Annotated in this window: 17 protein-coding genes; 4 read left to right on the top strand and 13 right to left on the bottom strand. The window is 70.8% G+C overall.

Annotation, left to right across the window (positions count from 1 at the left end; all coding sequences use genetic code 11):
• Positions 1-4 precede the first annotated feature (4 nt).
• Positions 5-649: a DUF3106 domain-containing protein gene (locus tag JHB91_RS11130; protein WP_199373843.1), complete on the bottom strand. Its 645-nt coding sequence runs from the start codon at positions 647-649 to the stop codon at positions 5-7.
• On the bottom strand, positions 636-1,628 hold the full coding sequence (locus JHB91_RS11125) for a hypothetical protein (RefSeq protein ID WP_199472915.1): 993 nt from the start codon (positions 1,626-1,628) through the stop codon (positions 636-638). The genes JHB91_RS11130 and JHB91_RS11125 overlap by 14 nt, the downstream gene beginning before the upstream one ends.
• Positions 1,629-2,126: 498 nt before the next feature.
• Between JHB91_RS11125 and JHB91_RS11120 the strand changes: the two genes are divergently transcribed.
• A complete protein-coding gene (locus JHB91_RS11120; protein WP_199472914.1) occupies positions 2,127-4,334 on the top strand; it encodes a primosomal protein N' in 2,208 nt (735 codons plus the stop codon).
• Between the two features lie 36 nt (positions 4,335-4,370).
• Here the strand turns inward: JHB91_RS11120 and JHB91_RS11115 are convergent, their stop codons facing one another.
• Positions 4,371-5,231: an NYN domain-containing protein gene (locus JHB91_RS11115; RefSeq protein WP_199472913.1), complete on the bottom strand. Its 861-nt coding sequence runs from the start codon at positions 5,229-5,231 to the stop codon at positions 4,371-4,373.
• Positions 5,232-5,353: 122 nt separating this feature from the next.
• Between JHB91_RS11115 and zupT the strand changes: the two genes are divergently transcribed.
• Positions 5,354-6,160, top strand: a complete 807-nt coding sequence (gene zupT, locus JHB91_RS11110; RefSeq protein WP_199472912.1) for a zinc transporter ZupT — start codon at positions 5,354-5,356, stop codon at positions 6,158-6,160.
• A gap of 74 nt (positions 6,161-6,234) precedes the next feature.
• Here zupT and rpoH read toward each other — a convergent pair whose 3' ends face one another.
• The 10 genes from rpoH to rhlB form a co-directional block, all read right to left on the bottom strand.
• Positions 6,235-7,110, bottom strand: coding sequence for an RNA polymerase sigma factor RpoH (gene rpoH, locus JHB91_RS11105; protein ID WP_199373853.1), 876 nt, complete (start codon positions 7,108-7,110; stop codon positions 6,235-6,237).
• A gap of 212 nt (positions 7,111-7,322) precedes the next feature.
• Complete coding sequence (locus tag JHB91_RS11100) at positions 7,323-7,832, bottom strand: hypothetical protein (RefSeq protein WP_199373855.1); 510 nt, start codon at positions 7,830-7,832, stop codon at positions 7,323-7,325.
• The gene (locus JHB91_RS11095; RefSeq protein WP_199472911.1) at positions 7,829-8,347 is read right to left on the bottom strand and encodes a hypothetical protein; all 519 of its coding nucleotides are present in this window, start codon (positions 8,345-8,347) and stop codon (positions 7,829-7,831) included. The genes JHB91_RS11100 and JHB91_RS11095 overlap by 4 nt, the downstream gene beginning before the upstream one ends.
• Positions 8,348-8,384: 37 nt before the next feature.
• Positions 8,385-8,900 carry a hypothetical protein gene (locus JHB91_RS11090; RefSeq protein ID WP_199373859.1) on the bottom strand — a complete coding sequence of 172 codons (516 nt, stop codon included), beginning with the start codon at positions 8,898-8,900 and terminating at the stop codon, positions 8,385-8,387.
• 101 nt (positions 8,901-9,001) lie between these two features.
• Positions 9,002-9,697: a hypothetical protein gene (locus JHB91_RS11085; RefSeq protein WP_199373860.1), complete on the bottom strand. Its 696-nt coding sequence runs from the start codon at positions 9,695-9,697 to the stop codon at positions 9,002-9,004.
• Entirely contained in the window at positions 9,694-10,401 is a 708-nt protein-coding gene (gene ung / locus JHB91_RS11080; protein WP_199472910.1) for a uracil-DNA glycosylase, read from the bottom strand. Before ung ends, JHB91_RS11085 begins: the two co-directional genes overlap by 4 nt.
• Positions 10,398-11,246, bottom strand: a complete 849-nt coding sequence (locus JHB91_RS11075) for a response regulator (protein WP_199472909.1) — start codon at positions 11,244-11,246, stop codon at positions 10,398-10,400. Before JHB91_RS11075 ends, ung begins: the two co-directional genes overlap by 4 nt.
• Positions 11,246-12,196 (bottom strand): permease-like cell division protein FtsX, encoded by a 951-nt coding sequence (gene ftsX / locus JHB91_RS11070; RefSeq protein WP_199472908.1) that lies wholly within the window; start codon positions 12,194-12,196, stop codon positions 11,246-11,248. The genes JHB91_RS11075 and ftsX overlap by 1 nt, the downstream gene beginning before the upstream one ends.
• Positions 12,189-12,878, bottom strand: a complete 690-nt coding sequence (ftsE, locus tag JHB91_RS11065) for a cell division ATP-binding protein FtsE (protein WP_199373864.1) — start codon at positions 12,876-12,878, stop codon at positions 12,189-12,191. The genes ftsX and ftsE overlap by 8 nt, the downstream gene beginning before the upstream one ends.
• A gap of 104 nt (positions 12,879-12,982) precedes the next feature.
• Positions 12,983-14,794 (bottom strand): ATP-dependent RNA helicase RhlB, encoded by a 1,812-nt coding sequence (gene rhlB, locus JHB91_RS11060; RefSeq protein ID WP_199472907.1) that lies wholly within the window; start codon positions 14,792-14,794, stop codon positions 12,983-12,985.
• A gap of 200 nt (positions 14,795-14,994) precedes the next feature.
• Here rhlB and trxA point away from each other — a divergent pair, with 200 nt between their 5' ends.
• Positions 14,995-15,321, top strand: a complete 327-nt coding sequence (trxA, locus tag JHB91_RS11055) for a thioredoxin (protein WP_199373866.1) — start codon at positions 14,995-14,997, stop codon at positions 15,319-15,321.
• Positions 15,322-15,475: 154 nt separating this feature from the next.
• Entirely contained in the window at positions 15,476-17,314 is a 1,839-nt protein-coding gene (rho, locus tag JHB91_RS11050; protein WP_199472906.1) for a transcription termination factor Rho, read from the top strand.
• Positions 17,315-17,383 lie beyond the last annotated feature (69 nt).

Genomic DNA, 17,383 nt, shown 5'->3' with positions numbered 1-17,383 from the left:
GCGCTCAGGGGGCGACCTGGCGCCGCAGCCACGCGGCACGGCTGGCAGGCGGCGTGGCCAGCAATGCGATCCGAAGCTCCTCGCGCGCCTGTGGCGGCGTGCGCACGGCGAGCACGGCCAGGTCGGCGCGCGCCTGGGCTGGCAGCGCACGCAGCGCTGCCAACAGCGGCGCGCGTTCATGGCCGGGAACCTGGGCGATCAGGGCATGCAGGCGGGTGTAGTCGGCGCCCAGCCCGGGGCCGAGCAGCCAGCCGTGGCGCTCGCTCTCGTCGAGTGCATCGAACCGGGCGCGCAGTGCGGCGCGCGCGTCGGCATCCAGCGCGGCGAACGCATGCGCGGCGTCCTGCAGCTGGCGGCGCTCGGCGACCGGCAGCGCCTGCCAGGCCTGCCAGCGCTCGCGCAACGCACCCTGCTCGCCCGGCGGCAGCGCGTCCCAGGCTTCGCGGCGCGCCTGGAGCGCGCTGCGCTCGTCCGGTGAAAGCGCGTCGAGGCGGCGCTGCAGGGCCGCCACTTCGGCGCGGCGTTCCGGCGGAAGCGCGGCGAGCGCGTCGCGGACCGCGGGGGCCTGGGGCGGTACCTGCGCCAGGGCGGGGGCCAGCGGCAGGCACAGGACCGCGAGCAGAGCGGCGTGCAGGCTACAGCGACGCATCATCGGTCTCGCTGTGCTGGTCGGGATCGACGGGATGGGCCGGGGCACTGCCCGCGGCGCCGGGTGCCACGCCAGCGGCGGACGTGGGCCCCTCGGCAGCGGCCGCGCGCTGCGCGGCGTACCAGGCGTGGAAGGCGGGATCGATGGCCTCGGGCCCCGCGGCGCCGGCATCGAGCAGCAGGCCGAGATCGGGGTGCAGGGCAAGGGCGGCATCGTCGGGATAACGGGCCGCCGGCGCCGCCGCGGCGGGCAGCGGCTCGACCAGGATGCCCTCCGGCCCGTCGCCGCCCACGAACCCGCTGTCGGCGAACCCCGGCCAGAAGGTGGCGGCGAATGCGAGGAGCGTCAGCAGCGCGATGACCCATAGCGCCGCGCGGTGACGATGTCCTGGCGGCGCCTCGGCCTCCACGCGCGGGCGGGCGCCGGCGGCGGGAGCGGCAATCGCCTCCTCGCGGACGTGCGCCAGGTGCGCCAGGCGGTCCGGCGGCAAGCCGCGCAACATGCCCTGCGCAGCTGCGCCCAGCGCCTGCCAGGCCGCCAGGTCGGCGCTGCCGTCGGCGTTGTGCGGCAGGGCGCGCTGCAGGCCCAGGCGGTAGGTGCCGCGGGCGATGCCAAGGACCGCGGCGGCGTCGGATTCGGCCAGGCCGGCCACCAGGCGCAGCAGCAGTGCGGCGCGTGGCCCGTGGCCCAGATGCGCGAGCCAGCCGAACTCGGGCTCCCAGGCGGGCGTGGCGGGAGGCTGGCGGAGGGCCGGCGTGGCCAACAGCTGCGACCAGAACCGGCGCGGCCAGTCGCCGAAGGCCGTGCGCCCGGCCTCGGCCCGGAACGCCTCCATCGTGTCCGCCAGCGCCGCGTCGCCGGACGCCTGCGAGCCGGACAGCAGGTGCGCGAACACGGCGCCGCGGCGTTCAACTCCGCGCAGGAAGGCTGTGAGTGCGGTGGGCGCCGCGGCGGCGTCTTGCGGGGGGCGTGCTGTCATCGGACTCGCTGCTTTGCTGGCCGCATCATACCCATGCCGTGGTCTCCCCAGTCCCTTGACGGAGAGCACAATTCACGTTCCACCGCGGCCCTGGAGGCATTTGCCGCCTCTGGAGGTTGTGCACAGCGGTCACCGGATCGTCACAAGGCGGGCCCGACGGCAGTACCCGGCAATTTGCGCCAGCATGTTTCACGACCAAGTGTCTGATTGCGATGGCATTTATGGGAATGGTGAAAAAAGCGCCAACCTTCTTGTAATGCCGCGTTCACGGGCTTTCCACGCCCCACTTCGAGTTGCATGCACAGGCTTATCCACAGATCGTGTGGATAAACACAAAAGCCTTGAACATCCGCAACTTGCAGCCGAAAGGTCAATTGCATGGCAACAGTGGCTCGCAAGCAGCGAGGCGGCTGGAAACGCCCCTCCAAACCTGCCCGCCGCCGACCTGCGAGCGCCAGATCCGGACAGCGGCGCGGGGCGGATCGCTAGACTGTCGCGATGCCCGACGACGTCCTGCGCATTGCCCTGCCCTTGCCGCTGCCGCGCCTGTTCGACTACCGGGCGCCGGACGGCGATGCGGTGTCGCCGGGTGATGTCGGGCGCCGGATCCGCGTCCCGTTCGGGCCGCGCGAGCTGGTCGGGGTGGTGGCCGCCGTCGGCCCGGCGGCGAGCGAGGGGCCGGCGCTGCGCGAGGCGCTTGTCTGGATCGACGATGCCGCCCTGTTCCAGGGCGAGCTGCTGGCGTCGGCGCGCTGGTTGGCGCGCTACGTGCACGCACCGCTCGGCGAAGTGCTGGCGACCGCCCTGCCGGCGCCGCTGCGCCACGGCGAGGCACTGCCGGCAACGCACACCTGGGCCTGGCAGCTGACGCCGGCTGGCGCCGAGGCAGTCGACGGACTGCGGCGCGGCAGCCGGCCGCGCCTGGTGGCGGAGCGGCTGCGCAGCGGGCCCGTCGCCGAGGACCTGCTCGACGATGCCATGGACGGCTGGCGCCCGGCGGCACGCAGCCTGGAAAAGCGCGGGCTGGCCGAACGCGTAGCGGTGGCGGCCGCCAGCCAGGCCCCGGTGGCGATCGCCGCGCACACGCCCAACCCCGAGCAGGCCGCGGCGCTGGATACCCTGCGCGAGGCCGACGGCTTCGTGCCGGTGCTGCTGGAGGGCATCACCGGCAGCGGCAAGACCGAGGTCTACCTGCAGGCGATCGCCGAACGCTGCCTGGCGCAGGGCCGGCAGGCGCTGGTGCTGGTGCCCGAGATCGGCCTGACGCCGCAGATGCTGGCGCGCTTCCGCGCCCGGCTCGGCGTGCCCGTGCACGCCCTGCACTCCGGCCTGTCCGACGGCGAGCGCGCGCGCACCTGGGCCGCCGCCTGGCGCGGCGAGGCGCGGGTGATCGTGGGCACGCGCTCGGCGGTGTTCGTGCCGCTGCCCGAGGCCGGCCTGATCGTGGTCGACGAAGAACACGACGGCAGCTTCAAGCAGCAGGACGGCATCCGCTACCACGCGCGCGATTTCGCTCTGGTGCGCGGCAAGGCGCTCGACGTGCCGGTGCTGCTGGGCAGCGCCACGCCGTCGCTGGAAACCCTGCACAACGTGCGCGCCGGGCGCTACGCGCACCTGCGCCTGACCAGCCGCGCCGGCGATGCGCGCCCGCCGCGGGTGCGCGTGCTCGATGTCCGCAAGCGGCCGCTGCAGGCCGGCCTGTCCGAGGAGCTGCTGCAGGCCGCGCGCACTGCACTGGATGCCGGCGGCCAGGTGCTGGTGTTCAAGAACCGCCGCGGCTACGCACCGGTGCTGCTGTGCCACGACTGCGGCTGGAGCGCGCGCTGCCGCCGCTGCAGCACGCCCGAGCATGGCAGCGCGATGACCGTGCACGGCGCCGGCCGGCGCCTGCAGTGCCACCACTGCGGCGCGCGCCAGCCGGTGCCGCTCGCCTGCCCGGACTGCGCCGGACTGGCGCTGCAGCCGCAGGGCGTGGGAACCGAGCGCATCGAGGAGCTGCTGGCCGAGCGCTTCGCCGACGTGCCGGTGCTGCGCATCGACAGCGCCAGCACCCGCCGCCGCGACGGCCTGGAGCAGCAGCTCGCGAAGCTGGGCGACACGCCGGGCGTACTGGTGGGCACGCAGATGCTGGCCAAGGGCCACGACCTGCCGCACCTCACCCTGGTGTGCGTGGTCGGCATCGACGAAGGCCTGTTCTCGGCCGACTTCCGCGCCAGCGAGAAGCTCGCCCAGCTGCTGGTGCAGGTGTCCGGCCGCGCCGGGCGTGCGCAGCGCGCCGGCGAAGTGCTGCTGCAGACGCATCATCCCGAGCACCCGCTGCTGCAGGTGCTGGTGCATGGCGGCTACCGTGCATTCGCCGACGCCGAGCTTGGCCAGCGCGAGGCGGCGGGCTTCCCGCCATCGACGCACCTCGCGCTGCTGCGCGCCGAGGCGGCTCACGTCGCCGCGCCGTCCGCGTTCCTCGAAGCCGCACGCACGCTGTTGGCCGATGCCGCCGGCGATGACACCCGCATCGCCCTGCTCGGCCCGATGCCCGCGCCGATGCCGCGTCGCGCCGGCATGCAGCGCGCGCAGCTGCTGCTGTCGTCGCCGTCACGCGGCGCGCTGCAGCGGCTCCTGGATCGCGGCGTGGCCGCCTTGCATGCGCTGCCCGAAGCGCGCCGCGTGCGGTGGTCGCTGGACGTGGATCCGGTCGACCTGTACTGACCGCCGGGGCGACCCGCCCTCGCCAGACCGCGTGTGTTACCGCGGCTTGTCGGTCTTCGCGGCCGCGGCACCGTGCGCCGCCTTGGCGGTCCTGGCCGGGGCCTTGGCGGCCTTGCCCGCCTTCGCCACCTTCGCCGCCGGCGCACTGCGCGCCTGGCCACCGGCCGCGGCGACGCCCTTGCCACGCCCGCGCAGTTCGATGTTCAGGCCATGGCGGCGCACCTCGAACAGCCCGGTCGCCTCGATCAGGTCGCTGAGCTTGCGGTAGCCGAAGTTGCGCGAATCGAACGAACCCTGGTTGCTGATGTGGCTGCCCACCGCGCCCAGCCGCGACCAGCCGTCCTCGCCCTGGGTGGCATCCACCGACGCGCGCAGCGTGCGTACCAGCGCCTGGTCGGCCTGCAGCTCGGCCTGGCTGCGCGCGCGCGTCGGCGCCGCCGCCTCTTCGGCCGGATCCGGCGTGCCCAGTTTTTCCAGGTAGAGGAACGTCGAGCACGCCTTCACGAACGGCTCCGGTGTCTTCTCCTGGCCGAAGCCGTACACCGCCACGCCGTCGTTGCGCAGGCGCATCACCAGCGGCGTGAAGTCGGCATCCGACGACACGATCGCGAACCCGTCGAGGTTGCCGGCGTACAGCAGGTCCATCGCGTCGATCACCATCGCCATGTCCGAGGCATTCTTGCCGGTGGTGTATGCGAACTGCTGGATCGGGCGGATCGCGTAGGTGTGCAGGCACTTCTCCCAGCTGACGAGGTGCTGGCTCTTCCAGTTGCCATAGGCGCGGCGCACGTTGGCCACGCCGTGGCGCGCGACCTCGGCAAGGATGGCGTCGATCTTCGCCGCCGGTGCGTTGTCGGCGTCGATCAGCACCGCGATGCGCTTTTCGTGTTCGGCCATGTCGGTTGTTCCTCGGGCGCGCCCGGCGCGATGACGCATGATGCCCGACACGCCGCGATGCCCGCGTATCCGCGCCCGGGGGCTTCGGCTAGGATGGCGCGACCGCCCAGGATCCAGCGCCCATGGAAATCCCCACCGCCAACCTGCTCATCGCGCTGGCGGTCACCACGGGTGCAGGACTTGCGACCGGACTGGGCAGCCTGTTCGTGTTCGCGCAGAAGAAGCCCAACGCACGGCTGCTGGCGTTCGGGCTGGCCTTCGCCGGCGGTGCGATGGTCTTCGTCTCGCTGTCCGAGATCCTCAACAAGTCGGTGTGGTCCTTCAGCCAGGGCTACGGTCCCCGCCTGGGCTTCTCCTACGGCACCTTCGCGTTCCTCGCAGGCGTCGGCCTGATCATGCTGGTCGACCACCTGGTGCCCAACCCGCACGAGCGGCTCGAGGTCGACGACCCGTTCTTCCGCGAACACAACGCCGCCTACATCAAGCGCGTCGGCCTGCTGACCGCGCTTGCGATCACCGCACACAATTTCCCGGAGGGTCTCGCGACCTTCTTCGCCACCCTTGAAAACCCGGGCGTCGGCCTGCCGCTGGCGTTCGCGATCGCCATCCACAACATCCCCGAGGGCATCGCGATCGCGGTGCCGGTGTACTTCGCCACCAACAACAAGGCCTACGCCTTTGGTGCCTGCCTGGTATCCGGCCTGGCGGAACCGGTCGGTGCGATCGTCGGCTATGCCCTGCTGCGGCCCTGGCTGTCGGACGCGGTGTTCGGCAGCGTGTTCGGGATCATCGCCGGCGTCATGGTGTTCCTTGCGCTGGACGAGCTGCTGCCCGCGGCCAAGCGCTACTCCAAGGGTCACGAAACCGTGTACGGGCTGGTCTCGGGCATGGCGGTACTGGCGCTGAGCCTGGTGCTGTTCAAGTGGTGAGCGCGTCGTCACAACGCCGGCAGAAACGAAAAAGCCCGGCCTGAGCCGGGCTTTCCAGTTGCGGGGCACTGCACTCAGGCCGCGAACAGCGCCTTCATCTTCTTCAGCGCGTTGGCTTCGACCTGGCGGATGCGTTCGGCGGACACGCCGTACTGGTCGGCCAGTTCCTGCAGGGTGACCTTGCTGTCGTCATCCAGCCAGCGGCGCTTGATGATGTCGCGCGAGCGCGCGTCCAGCCGGCCCAGGCCCTCGCGCAGCAGGGCGAGCTGGTTGTCCTCGCTGTCCTGGCGCTCATACGCCTGCGACGGATCATCCTCGCGCGCGGTGAGGTAGGCGGCCGGCGACGGCGGCGCGTGGTCGTCATCGTCATCGGACGGTGCATCGAAGGCGACGTCGCGGCCCGACAGGCGCGACTCCATCTCCAGCACCTCGCGCTCGGAAACGTTGAGGTCGGCGGCCACGACGCGCACTTCCTCGGCGTTCAACCAGCCCAGGCGCTTCTTGCTCTTGCGCAGGTTGAAGAACAGCTTGCGCTGCGCCTTGGTGGTGGCGACCTTGACGATGCGCCAGTTCTTGATGATGTACTCGTGCATCTCGGCACGGATCCAGTGCACCGCGAACGACACCAGGCGAACGCCTACCGTGGGGTCGAAGCGCTTCACCGCCTTCATCAGGCCGATGTTGCCCTCCTGGATCAGGTCGCCGAGCGGCAGGCCGTAGCCGTTGTAGCCACGCGCCACGTGCACCACGAAGCGCAGGTGCGAGTGCACCAGCTCGCGGGCGGCATCGAGGTCTTCGCCATCGCGGAAACGGTGGGCCAGCGCCTGCTCGTCCTCGACCGTGAGGACGGGGATCTGGTGGACGGCGCCGATGTAGGCCTCGAGCGAGCCCAGCGCGCTGGGGATCGGGAGGCTGTTGGAGACAAGAGCGGTCGCGGTGGTTGCAGTCATGGCCGTGATCTTAGCAGTGGCTCCATGGGACTGCTAAAGACCGGAAGAGTTCCTTAGTGTTCCATTCATGATCAAAAATCAATCCAGACCGATCGATTATTGCTATCGAAGAGGCCATTCACCTGGGTCGCCGATGCCGCGCGCCGGTAGGGAGAGAGGATCCGGCGCGGCGGCACAGACGCCCGCCGCCACCCGTGTGGCGGCGGGAAACCTCAGAGCTGGTCGCCGGGATCCGTTTCCCTGTACAGGATCGTGCCGAGGTCGATCAGGGGCGGCACGTTGCAGCTGAAGTTCAGCGTGCCGTTGGCCGCGCCCTTGTGGACGCCGTTCCAGGTGAGCCACGCCGTGCCGGCGCTCGGGACGACGGCACTGCCGGCGGTGTAGGACAGGTTGTCGGGCGTGCCTGTCACCAGCTGGCAGTTCACCGTGGTCGCCGGGCCGCTGCCGCGCATGGCGAGGCGCACGCTGACCGTGGCGCCACCGGGTGGCGCCGCGGAATCCGCCGGCAGCGAGCAGGAAACGAAGATCGACGTGGTGCCTTCGTTGCCGATGCCGATCGGGCGCTTGCGCAGGGTGGCGTCGAAGACCGGCAGCGGCGCCTCGCACGCGGCGGTGGCGCTCACCCGCTGGACGCGCTCGGTGGCGGCCCTGGCTTCCGGAACGTGCAGGACAGCGGCGAGCGCCAGCGCGATGGCTGCACCCGCCGGCAGGCGGCGGCTCATACCCGGCCCCCGCTGTCGGTCTGGGTGTAGGTGATGGTTTCCATCGCCACCCCCGCGGGCAGGTTGCAGCTGAAGGCATAAGTGCCGGAATTGCTCCACTTGTTGACCTGCAGCCAGGTGATGCCGGCGCGGCCGTTGGCCGCGATCGCCTGGTCCCTCGGCACGTAGAAGACCTGGGCACCGCTGGTTCCGGACACCATCGTGCAGCTCACGGTGGCCGCTCCGGCGAAGCTCTTGAAGCCGACCACCACCGATCCGGAGTTGCTGTCGCCCATGACATCCGTGGGCAGCGTGCAGGACACGAACACCGACTGGTCACTCTCGTTCTGCAGGGCGACCGGGCGACGTCGCAGGTGCACGTTGTAGACCGGCAGCGGCGCGTCGCAGACGCCGGTGGCCGAGACGCTGATCGTCCGCATGGAGGCAGCGTCGGCGTGCGGGGAATGCAGGACCGCGGACACGAGTACGAAGAAACTGGCCGCGGCGATGGTGCGCGGGATGCAGGTTGGAATCATGGGTTGGCTCCGGGGTACGGGTATGGGTGCGGCTGCGTCAGATGCCGCCGGCGCTGTCGCTTTCCTTGGCATAGAGGCCGGTCAGCTGGACGCCAGGTGGCAGCGCGCACATGACCGCGAAGAGGCCATCGATGCTCAGCTTGTCGAGGCCCGCCCAGGTGAACCAGTTGTTTCCGTAGGGCGCCAGCGGGCGGCTGAACGCGTCGTAGACCGGCGCGTCGGCGCTACCGGTGACGAGGGTGCAGGTCACCGAGGTGTTCGCCGCCACCGTGGACTGGATACGAACCTCGACCCAGGCCGACCCGAGATCGCCCACCGGATCGGCAGGCATCGCGCAGTTGACGAACACGGTCTCGTCGCCGGTGTTGGTCACCGCCTGTGGCGACTTGCGCAGATAGGCGTCATAGACCGGCAACGGCGCCTCGCAGATACCGCTGGGGCGGATATGCCGGGCCCGCTGGCTGGCGGCCCTGGCGTCCGTGGGCTGCAGCCCGGCCAGCAGGCCGAGCACGCAGGCCGCCGCCAGCACCGGCGGCATCGTGGAATTCCTCATGGAACAGTGCTCCCGTCGAAGTTGCGGACGCGCCTCCAGGCGGTCCTGACAACATCAATCGAGGAAAGCATCCAGCTCCCGCCACCGCACTTCGAACAACCTCAGCGGCGGTGCCCGGCCAGGACCCGGCGGTACAGGGCCACGTCACGCGCGTGATGCGCCTCGATGCGGCTGCGGAGCAGCGGACTGATCACATATCCGGATTCGCCACGCAGCGGATTCGCCAGCGCCACGGCGGGTACCGCGGTGCCGCCGAGGAACCGCCGCGCCATCTGCTGCAGGTCCTCGTCGTAACGCTCGGTGATGCCGATGAAGTCGAAGCCGGCCGGATCGAAGCGCCACAGGTACTCGTGGTACAGGTCGCGCATCTCGGCACCGAGGGCGAAGCGCTCGAACGACCAGCGTTCGCGCAGCACCCGGTTGCGCAGCGGCTGGGCAGGATCCAGGCCGTCGTAGTCGCGCATCCAGTAGTGGTAATGCGAGGCCAGGCGGTCGACCGGCTCGCGCAGCCAGGTCACGTACCGCACCGCGCGTGCCGCGCCCGCGGCGATGCGGAATTTCACGGGCAGGAAATGGCCATGCACGCAGGCCAGGCCGTCCGGCAACACCCCCCGCCCGGTCAGCCCGGCGCGCAGCGCGCGCCAGCGCCGGCACCAGCGCGTGTACTGCATGGGCTGGTCGACGTATTCGATCTGGCAGGCACCAGGCTCCGGGAACGCCGCGCGCAGGGTTTCCGCAAGGCTCGTGCCCGCGGTCTTCGGCATGTGCAGCGATACCAGCAGCGGTGCGGGCGTCATGCGATCGCGAGCTCCGCGCGCAAGGGCAGCGACCAGTCCAGCGGCGTGCCGCCACGCGCGACGAGATAGCGGTTGGCCGCCGAGAAGTGGCCGCAGCCGAGGAAACCGCGATGCGCCGACAGCGGCGACGGATGGGTGGCCTTGAGCACACGGTGGCGCGACGGATCGATGACCTTGCCCTTGGCCTGCGCGTACGCGCCCCAGAGCACGAACACCAGGCCTTCGCGCTCGCGGTTGAGCACGTCGACCACGTGGTCGGTGAAGCCCTCCCAACCCTTGCGCTGGTGCGAGCCCGCGCAGCCGGCCTCGACCGTCAGCACGGCGTTGAGGAGCAGCACGCCGCGCTGCGCCCAGGGCAGCAGGCAGCCATGGTCCGGCGCGGCGATGCCGAGGTCGCGCTGGATCTCCTTGAAGATGTTGAGCAGAGAAGGCGGCACCGGCACGCCTGGCCGCACCGAGAAACACAGGCCGTGCGCCTGGCCGGCGCCGTGGTAGGGGTCCTGCCCCAGGATCACCACGCGCACATCCTCGAAGGGCGTGGCGTCGAACGCGGAAAAGATCTCCGGCCCGGGCGGGAACACCTGCACGCCTGCCGCCTTGCGTGTGCGCAGGAAGTCGGCCAGCGCCTGCATGTCGTCGCGTTCCAGGTAGTCGCCGATGTGCGGCTTCCAGGAAGGAGCGAGGCGCCCGCGTACGTCGCTCATCCGCCGAACACCGTGGATTCCGGCGTACGCGCCAGGCGCAGCTGGAACAGGGCCTTGGTCACCAGCAGGCGCTCCTCGATGGGCTTCAGCACCAGGTCGTTGGCGCCGTCGCGCAGCAAGGCGGTCTGGTTGTCGGGATTGGCATCGCCGGTCATCACCAGCACCGGCAGCTTGCGCTTGGACCAGCCGAGCTCGCCGCGGATCGCATGCACCACGTCATGCCCGCTCAGCTCGCCCTTGAGATAGACGTCGGTGAGCACGAGGTCGGCGCCCGGGCCTTCGCCGGCATCGTGGCGCTCGCGCAACCAGTCGATCGCGGCCTCGGCGCTCACCACGTGCACGACCTCCATCTGCTGCGCCTTGAGCATGCGCGAGGTGGCCAGCGCCACGGTGCGGCTGTCCTCCACGTAGAGCACGCGCGCGCCCGGGATCGGCTGCGGCTGCACGTAGCCGCGGATGAACTCCGCCAGCGCGTGGTGGCCGTGCGACTTGTCGAAATAGTCGGTGATGTCATCGCTGAAATGCCGTCCCTCGAGATGCGCCTGGGCGTTGCCGGAGACCACGATCACCGGCACGTAGCGCTGTCCCGCGGCGGTGCGCACGAGCTCGGCCAGCTGCTGGCCGTCACCGTCGGGGAGCACCAGGGAGGTCGTGGCGAGGTCGATCGGCGCCGCGTCCAGCGCGGCGCGCGCCTCGGCGAGATTGCCGCAGGCCACCACGTCCACGTCGACCAGTTCGCTGCGCAGCACGTCGCCGATCAGCTTGCGCACCAGCCTGGAACCATCCACCACCATCACGCGCAGGGCGCCGCTGGCGAGATGGCGGATGTCGTGCGAAGCGTCCATCAGGTGTCGGTGGGCCGCGTCTGGCGCAGGAAGTGGCCGGTGACGGCGCCCGCGCCAAGCCAGCCGAGCGCGGTCGTGCCGACCAGTACCACCAGCACCTGGCGCGGAGTGAAGCCGACCAGCCCGAAGCCGCTGCCGTAGCTCGCCGCCAGGTCGGCCAGCGGCAGGCGGAGCGCGGCGCCGGCCGCTGTCAGCAGCGCCAGCGCAAGCGCGCCGGCGGCCAGGCCGTACCACGCACCGAGGTACAGGAAGGGGCGGCGGATGAAGCCGTCGCTGGCGCCCAGCAGCTGCAGAACGCCGAGCTCGTCGCGTCGTGACTGGATGTCGAGGCGCACGGTGTTGCCGACCACCAGCAGCGCGCCCGCGCCCAGCAGGGCGGCCAGCACCCAGGCCACGCGGCCACCGAAGCGCAGCCAGCCGTCCAGGCGCTGGCGCCAGCCGGCATCGTGCTGCACCAGGTCGGCCTCGGGCAGGGTGCGCAGCGAGTCGGCAAGCAGGGCCTCGTCGCCCGTGGGCGTCACCACCAGTACGTGCGGCAGCGGGTTTTCGCCGAGCGCGTCGATCGCCTGGCCCAGGCCACCGCGCGCGCGCAGCTCTTCGAGGCCCTGTTCCGGCGTGCGATGCGCCACGTCGCCGATGTCGGCGCGCCCGCGCAGCGCATCGGCCAGCGCCGCGACCGCGTCGGCCGCCAGGTCCTGCTTCAGGAAGACACTGAGCTGGCGCGACTGCTGCACGTCGCCGGCGAAGCGCTCGACGTTGCCCAGCACCAGCCACAGCCCCAGCGGCAGCGCCAGCGCCACCGCCATCACGCCGATGGTGAGTGCGGTCGACCAGGGTCGGCGGAAGATGCGGCCCAGGCTTGCGACGAAGCTGTAGGCATGGTGGTCGGACCAGGTGCCGAGTCGCGACCGCGCGCGCTCCGGCCTGGGCCTGGCGAGCGGCTCATTCATCGGCCAGGTCCTCCGGCGAGATGTCGTCGGCCAGACGGCCATGGTCGAGCACCAGCACGCGCTTCTTCATGCGCTTGACCAGGCCGAGGTCGTGGCTGGCGACCAGCACGCTGGTGCCGCGCTCGGGCAACGACGCGAACAGCTCCATGATTTCCGCAGCCAGGGTGGGGTCGAGATTGCCGGTGGGCTCGTCGGCCACCAGCAGGCGCGGCTCGGCCACCATGGCACGCGCGATGCCGACGCGCTGCTGCTCGCCGGCCGACAGCTGGCCGGGAAGCGCACTGCCGCGCGCGCCCAGGCCGAGGCGCTCCAGCACCGAACGCACGCGCCGGCCGATGTCGCCGCGGCGCATGCCGCGCAGCACCAGCGGCAGGGCGATGTTGTCGTACACGCTGCGGTCGCCCAGCAGGCGGTGGTCCTGGTAGACCACGCCGACCTCGCGCCGGTGCAGGGCCACCCGGCCGCCGCGCACCTTGAGCAGGTTGCGATCGCCGAACACCACCGCGCCGCGGCTGGGCCGCTCGGAGAGGTGGATCAGGCGCAGCAGGGTGCTCTTGCCGGCGCCCGAATGGCCGGTGACGAACAGCATCTCGCCTGCGTCCACGGCGAAGCTCACGTCCTCGAGCGCGACGTGCCCACCGGGGTATTGCTTGCTGACGCTGTCGAAGCGCAGGACGGGCATCGTGTTGCGGTTCCGGGAAGGGGTGCGCAGCGATTATGGCCGCTGTCGCACCCGCAAATCACCCGCGCGCACACGGGCATCCATTCCCGACCGCGCCGCGGTGCTCAGTGCTGCGAGCGCGGCGCGCGCGTGACCAGCTTCTTCAGGCCAAGGCCGATGCGACCCAACAGCGATGCCGGCTCCGCCGCGGTGGGCTGCGGACGCGCGGCATGCGGCTGCGACTCCGGCTTCGCGCGCGGCGCACGAGGCGCCTGCTTCGCGCCGGCGCCAGCATGGGCCGGCGGCTGGGCCTGCGCCTGGCCACCCTGCTCCGCAGCGCCCTCGGCACTGTCGGCACCTTCGACCCGACGGCCGCCACGGCGGCGACGACGCTTGCGCGGCGCGCGCTCGCCTTCGGCCGCTGGCACACCGGATGCAACCGCGGTTACGACCGGTGCGGCGGCTTCGACCGCGGCGGGCGTTGCCACGGCGACCTGGGCCGTGCCCGTCGCGGAAGCGTCAACGGTCGCCGCTGCAGGCGCGGCGCGCGGCGGACGCGGCGGGCGCGGCCCGCGCTCGCCGTCGGCACGCGGGCCACCACGGCCGCGTCCCGCACCAGCGGATCCGGGACCACCACTGCGGCCACCGCCACGTCGCGCATCCTCGGCGGCACGCTGCTCGCGCGCCTCGCGGAAGATCTCGCTGACGCTTTCACCTTCCTCGGGCACCAGCTCCACGCCTTCGCGCGGCTTGCGCGGCACCGGCGTCATCAGCTCGACGGTCACCGGCTCCGACGGGATCTTCTGCTCGATGAAGGCCTCGATGTCCGGCAGGCCGATCGCATAGCGCTCGCAGGCGAAGCTGATCGCGTCGCCCTCCTCGCCCAGGCGCGCGGTGCGGCCGATGCGGTGCACGTAGTCCTCGGCATCGAACGGCAGGTCGTAGTTGTAGACGTACTTCACGCCGTCGATGTGCAGGCCGCGGGCGGCGACATCGGTGGCGACCAGGATCTCGAGCTGGCCGGCCTGGAACTTCTTCAGCAGGCTCTCGCGCTTCTTCTGCGGCACGTCGCCCGACAGCACGCCGACGCGGTAGCCGGCGCGCTCCAGCGAGCGCGCGACGCGCTCCACGAACGCCTTGGTGTTGACGAACACCATGGTGCGCGCGCCTTCAGAGCGCGACAGCAGGCCCAGCAGCAGCGGCAGCTTCTCTTCGTCGGACGGGTAGTAGAGCTTCTGGCGCACCTGCGCGGCGGTGATGAACTCCGACTCCACGACCAGCTTCTGCGGCTCGTTCATGTGCTCGTAGGCCAGCTCCAGCACGCGGTGGCTGAGCGTGGCCGAGAACAGCAGGGTCTGGCGCTCGGTGCGCACCGGCATGCGGCGCAGCAGGAAGCGGATGTCCTTGATGAAGCCGAGGTCGAACATGCGGTCGGCCTCGTCCAGCACGCAGACCTCGCAGGCGTGCAACGACACCACCTTGTGCTGCTTGACGTAGTCGATCAGCCGGCCGGGGGTGGCGATGATGACGTCCACGCCCTCCTGCAGGATCTGGCGCTGCTTGTCGTAGTCGACGCCGCCGTAGACCAGCGCGAACTTCAGCCCCATCTCGGGACCGAACTTGAGCGCGTCCTTGTGGATCTGGATGGCCAGCTCGCGGGTCGGCGCCAGGATCAGCGCGCGCGGGTCCTCCGGCTTGCGGTCGGCGAGCGCCGGCCGCGTCAGCAGGCGGTTCATCACCGCCACCAGGAAGGCGAGGGTCTTGCCCGTGCCGGTCTGGGCCTGGCCGGCGACGTCGCCCCCGGGCAGCGCGACCGGAAGGGTCAGCGCCTGGATCGGCGTGAGGCGCGTGAAGCCCGCGGTCTCGAGGCCGGCAAGCAGCGACGGATGCAGGTCGAAGGAGGAGAAGGTGAGGTCGGTAAGTGGCTTGTCGGACATTCGTCAGGGAGTCTGCGCGGCGGGCGCGCTTGCGTGGAAGGCGGCAGCCAAGCAGACTGCCCTCGATGAACCGGAGCGGGTACCCGGCCCCGGGGCGGCCCTTGTTCTGGCCGCGGATTCCCCCAGTCTAGCACCACAAATGCCGCCGCCATCGCCGCCATCAGGCCGGCCCGCGGCCACCCCCCATGCAGGAGAAAGCAGTGAGCGACCACGTCATCCATGCCAGCGACGCCGATTTCGACGCCACCGTCCTCGCCTCCGCCGAGCCGGTGCTGGTCGACTTCTGGGCGCCCTGGTGCGGCCCATGCAAGATGATCGCCCCGGCGCTCGACGAGCTGGCCGATACATACGCGGGCCGGGCGAAGGTCGTGAAGATCGACATCGACCAGAACCGCGCCACGGCCATGAAGTACCACGTGCGCTCCATCCCCATGCTGCTGCTGTTCAAGGGCGGCCAGGTGCAGGACACGCAGATCGGCGCGGTCGGCAAGCCGCAGCTCGCGCAGATGATCGAAAAGGCACTCTGAGGCGCCGCACCCCCCCGCTTGCCGTCATGGCGCGGGGGTGCTAGTTTCCGTAACGCACCGGCGCGAGACAGGCGCCGCACCCATCTGCTAGACCCCATCTCATCAACTCACGCCGCCCGTCCCGGGCGCGCTCGCAGCAAGCGAGGATTCCCACTTGTCCGACACTCCATCCGATTCCGGCGACAGCGCCGTGAAGCGCGTGCGCAAGCCGCGCGTCGCCAAGGCCACGGCCGGCGACTCCCCCTCTTCCGAAGCATCCGCGCCGCAGGCTGCACCGCGCGCCGAGGCGCTGCCCCAGGCGACCGGCGTCAGCCAGCCGTCGCTGCCCATGCCGCCACCGGCACCAGCGCCCGCACCTCCGCAGCCCGCCAGCACTGAAGGCGCTCACGGCCGGCATGGCGGACAAAACCAGGGTCAGGGCCAGCAGAGCCAGGGCCAGAACCAGAACCAGAACCAGGGCCAGGGCCAGGGCCAGAACCAGAACCAGGGCCAGGGCCAGGGACAGGGCGGCCAGGGCGGCGGTCATGACGACGACGACCAGGGCTCCGACGGCGGAAGCCGCCAGCAGCATGGCGGCCAGCACGGGCAGGGCCAGGGCCAGGGCAACCGGCGCGACCGCAACCGCAACCGCCGCGACCGGCCGCGCCAGCGTGATGACGGGCTGCCCCAGGACAACGGCAACGACCAGGCCAACCGCCTGCCGCCGCCGAACATGCCGGAAGGCTTCCCGCAGTACTCGCTCTCCGACCTCAAGCGCATGCCGGCGCAGAAGCTGCTCGACATCGCCGAGCAGCTGAACATCCACGAAGGCGTGGCGCGCGCGCGCAAGCAGGACGTGATCTTCGCCCTGCTGAAGGTGCTGACCCGCCACGGCGAAGGCGTCGTCGCCGACGGCGTGCTGGAAATCCTGCCCGACGGCTTCGGGTTCCTGCGCGCGGCCGAGGCGAGCTACCTCGCCGGCCCGGACGACACCTATATCTCGCCCAGCCAGATCCGCCGCTTCAACCTGCGTACCGGAGACCATCTGAGTGGCCGCATCCGCTGGCCCAAGGACGGCGAACGCTACTTCGCGCTGAACGTGGTCGACACCATCAACGGCGAGCCGCTGGAGGCGTCGAAGAACAAGGTGCTGTTCGAGAACCTGACGCCGCTGTTCCCGCGCAAGAAGTTCAAGCTCGAGCGCGGCGATGGCAGCAGCGAGGACATCGCCGGCCGCATCCTCGACCTCATGGCCCCGCAGGGCAAGGGCCAGCGCGCGCTGATCGTGTCGCCGCCGAAGGCCGGCAAGACGATGATGATGCAGCAGATCGCCAGCGCCATCACCTACAACCATCCCGACGTGCACATGATCGTGCTGCTCATCGACGAGCGGCCCGAGGAAGTGACCGAGATGCAGCGCAGCGTGCGCGGCGAAGTGATCAGCTCGACGTTCGACGAGCCGGCCGCGCGCCACGTGCAGGTCGCCGAGATGGTGATCGAGCGCGCCAAGCGCCTGGTCGAGCACAAGAAGGACGTGGTGATCCTGCTCGACTCGATCACCCGCCTGGCGCGCGCCTACAACAACGTCGTGCCGAGCTCGGGCAAGGTGCTCACCGGCGGCGTCGACGCCAACGCCCTGCACCGCCCGAAGCGCTTCTTCGGCGCCGCGCGCAACGTCGAGGAAGGTGGCTCGCTCACCATCATCGCCACCGCGCTGGTCGACACCGGCAGCGCGATGGACAAGGTCATCTACGAGGAGTTCAAGGGCACCGGCAACTCCGAGGTGCACCTGGACCGCCGCATCACCGAGAAGCGCGTCTACCCGGCGATCAACGTCAACCAGTCCGGCACGCGCCGCGAGGACTACCTCATCGAGCCCGAGCTGCTGCAGAAGATCTGGATCCTGCGCAAGCTGCTGCACCCGATGGACGAGATCGCGGCGATGGAGTTCCTGCTCGACAAGATGAAGACCACCAAGTCCAACGACGAGTTCTTCTCTTCGATGAAGCGCTGAGCCGCACGCGGTCGACGCAAGACAGAAAGGCCCCGCGCGAGCGGGGCCTTTCCTGTTCCAGCAGCCGGC

Origin of the sequence: Luteimonas sp. MC1828, from assembly GCF_016461615.1 — a bacterium.
GTDB lineage: Bacteria > Pseudomonadota > Gammaproteobacteria > Xanthomonadales > Xanthomonadaceae > Luteimonas.
This window is presented reverse-complemented; position numbering and strand designations above follow the sequence as displayed.

Bases quoted from the DNA above. Each gene is read 5' to 3' on its own strand.
- JHB91_RS11075 (WP_199472909.1), bottom strand. From the start codon at position 11,246: ATGGACGCTTCGCACGACATCCGCCATCTCGCCAGCGGCGCCCTGCGC.
- JHB91_RS11120 (WP_199472914.1), top strand. From the start codon at position 2,127: ATGCCCGACGACGTCCTGCGCATTGCCCTGCCCTTGCCGCTGCCGCGC.
- ung (WP_199472910.1), bottom strand. From the start codon at position 10,401: ATGAGCGACGTACGCGGGCGCCTCGCTCCTTCCTGGAAGCCGCACATC.
- JHB91_RS11095 (WP_199472911.1), bottom strand. From the start codon at position 8,347: ATGATTCCAACCTGCATCCCGCGCACCATCGCCGCGGCCAGTTTCTTC.
- JHB91_RS11100 (WP_199373855.1), bottom strand. From the start codon at position 7,832: ATGAGCCGCCGCCTGCCGGCGGGTGCAGCCATCGCGCTGGCGCTCGCC.
- rhlB (WP_199472907.1), bottom strand. From the start codon at position 14,794: ATGTCCGACAAGCCACTTACCGACCTCACCTTCTCCTCCTTCGACCTG.
- JHB91_RS11115 (WP_199472913.1), bottom strand. From the start codon at position 5,231: ATGGCCGAACACGAAAAGCGCATCGCGGTGCTGATCGACGCCGACAAC.
- JHB91_RS11085 (WP_199373860.1), bottom strand. From the start codon at position 9,697: ATGACGCCCGCACCGCTGCTGGTATCGCTGCACATGCCGAAGACCGCG.
- JHB91_RS11090 (WP_199373859.1), bottom strand. From the start codon at position 8,900: ATGAGGAATTCCACGATGCCGCCGGTGCTGGCGGCGGCCTGCGTGCTC.
- rpoH (WP_199373853.1), bottom strand. From the start codon at position 7,110: ATGACTGCAACCACCGCGACCGCTCTTGTCTCCAACAGCCTCCCGATC.
- JHB91_RS11130 (WP_199373843.1), bottom strand. From the start codon at position 649: ATGCGTCGCTGTAGCCTGCACGCCGCTCTGCTCGCGGTCCTGTGCCTG.
- ftsX (WP_199472908.1), bottom strand. From the start codon at position 12,196: ATGAATGAGCCGCTCGCCAGGCCCAGGCCGGAGCGCGCGCGGTCGCGA.
- zupT (WP_199472912.1), top strand. From the start codon at position 5,354: ATGGAAATCCCCACCGCCAACCTGCTCATCGCGCTGGCGGTCACCACG.
- JHB91_RS11125 (WP_199472915.1), bottom strand. From the start codon at position 1,628: ATGACAGCACGCCCCCCGCAAGACGCCGCCGCGGCGCCCACCGCACTC.
- ftsE (WP_199373864.1), bottom strand. From the start codon at position 12,878: ATGCCCGTCCTGCGCTTCGACAGCGTCAGCAAGCAATACCCCGGTGGG.